The organism is Micromonospora sp. LOL_013 (genome assembly GCF_048060315.1).
Lineage (GTDB): Bacteria > Actinomycetota > Actinomycetes > Mycobacteriales > Micromonosporaceae > Micromonospora_E.
In genome coordinates this window covers 1-2,265 of record NZ_JBHMIQ010000083.1, presented here as the reverse complement: position 1 = coordinate 2,265, position 2,265 = coordinate 1, and the positions used below count along the sequence as shown (strand labels likewise).

The 2,265-nt window shown below is 72.5% G+C and carries 1 protein-coding gene; it reads left to right on the top strand.

Annotated features, from left to right (window positions below; all coding sequences use genetic code 11):
- Positions 1-56: 56 nt before the first annotated feature.
- Positions 57-2,265: type I polyketide synthase (locus ACFHWS_RS28385; RefSeq protein ID WP_416569564.1), on the top strand; the 2,209-nt coding region annotated here is incomplete at its 3' end.

Sequence of the window (2,265 nt, the reverse complement as noted above, 5' to 3'; positions counted from 1 at the left end):
CCTGGAAGCCGCTTCCGGTCGGTAGCCCTCGGTGGCTCACCGGACGCTGGCTGCTGGTGGCCGACCCCGCGACGGCCGGGTCGGCTCTGGCCGCCGACATCACCGCGGCACTCTCCCGTCGGGGTGCCGAGGTCGAGCTGCTGAGTCTGGATCCGCTCGGCAGCCGTACCCGCCTCGCCGACCTGCTCGCCACCATGGGCGACGGCGCGACCACCCTGGCAGGCGTCGTGTCCCTGCTCGGGCTGGTACCCGGTACCCACCCCGACCACCCGTCCATCGCGCAGGGCGTAGCCGCCTCGCTGGCATTGGTGCAGGCCGCCGGTGACGCGGGCCTCGACGTGCCGCTGTGGACCGTGACCCGGGCGGCGGTCGGCGTGACGTCCCGGGAGGTGCCCGACGCGGCCGGCGCGCAGGTGTGGGCGCTCGGCCAGGTGGCCGCCCTGGAACTGCCCGACCGCTGGGGTGGTCTGGTCGACCTGCCGCGGGAACCGGACTCCCGGGCCCTGGACCACCTGGCCAGCGCGGTGGCCGGAGGAGAGGGCGAGGACCAGATCGCGGTACGCGGCTCCGGGGTCTACGGGCGACGGGTGACGCGCGCCTCGGACACCCCTCGCCGGGAGTGGCGCCCCCGTGGCACGGTCCTGGTCACCGGCGGTACGGGAGCATTGGGCGCGCAGGTGGCGCGCTGGCTCGCCCGCACCGGTGCCGAGCACCTGGTCCTCATCAGCCGGCGGGGTGCCCAGGCCCCCGGTGCGGTCGAGTTGGAAGCGGATCTGCTGGCGCTAGGCGCGGCGGTGACCATCGTCGCGTGTGACGTGTCCGACCGCGCCGCGCTCGCCACCCTCCTGGAGGCTCACCCGCCGACCGCCGTCTTTCACACCGCCGGCGCCCTCCACGACGGTGTGCTGGACACCCTCACCCTCGCCCAGGTCGAGGCGGTGTTCCGCCCGAAGGCGGAGGCCGCACTGCTCCTCGACGAACTCACCCGACACCGGGACCTCGATGCCTTCGTCCTCTTCTCATCCATCACCGGGGTCTGGGGCAACGGCGGCCAGGCGGCCTACGCCGCAGCCAACGCGTCCCTGGACGTACTCGCCGAGCAGCGCCGCGCCGCCGGCCTCCCCGCCACCGCCATCGCCTGGGGACTGTGGGCTGGCGGCGGCATGGCTGAGGGGGTCGGGGAGCGGAACCTGAACCGACGCGGCATCACCGCCATGGACCCGGACGGCGGCATCCGCGCCCTCCAGCGGGCCCTTGACCGCGACGACGTCTGCGTGACCGTCGCCGATGTCGACTGGGCGGACTTCGCCCCCCGACTCGCCGACCTGCGGCCCGGCCGGCTCTTCGACGGTGTTCCCGAGGCCAAGAGCGCGCTCGACGCCCGCCGGGCCGACGCCGCAGCGGAGACCTCCGGCCTGGCGCAGCGCGTGGTGGGCATGTCCGAGTCGGAACGGCAGCAGGTCCTGCTGCAACTGGTGCGCAGGGAAGCGGCGGCCGTCCTCGGCCATGACACCGTGGAGGCGGTCACCCCCGGCCGGGCCTTCAAGGCTGCGGGGTTCGACTCGCTCACCGCGCTGGAACTGCGCAACCGCTTGAACACCACGACCGGGCTCACCCTGCCGTCCACCGTCGTCTTCGACCACCCGAGCCCATCGGCTCTGGCCTCGTTCGTGGAGGAGGCCCTCACCGGCGCCACCCCCGAACCCGTCGTCCCGATGGCGACCGGCCTCGGGCCTGTCGACGAACCGATCGCGATCGTCGGCATGGCCTGCCGCTACCCCGGCGGGGCGGACACCCCCGAGAAGCTCTGGGAACTGCTGCTGAACAAGGCCGACGTCATCGGTCCCGCCCCCGACGACCGGGGCTGGGACGTCGACTCCTTCTTCGACCCTACCCCCGGCGCGGCGGGGAAGTCGTATGTGCGCGACGGAGGGTTCGTGTATGACGCGGGGTTCTTCGACGCCGAGTTCTTCGGGATCTCCCCCCGCGAGGCCTTGGCCATGGATCCCCAGCAGCGTCTGCTGCTGGAGACGTCCTGGGAGGCACTGGAGCGCGCCGGCATCGACCCGGAGGGATTGCGGGGCAGTCGCACCGGTGTCTATTCCGGACTGACTCATCAGGAGTACGCCGCCCGCCTCCACGAAGCGCCTCATGAGTTCGAGGGATATCTGCTCACTGGAAAGTCGGTCAGTGTCGCTTCCGGCCGGGTGTCCTACGTTCTCGGGTTGGAGGGTCCTGCGGTTTCTGTTGATACGGCGTGTTCGT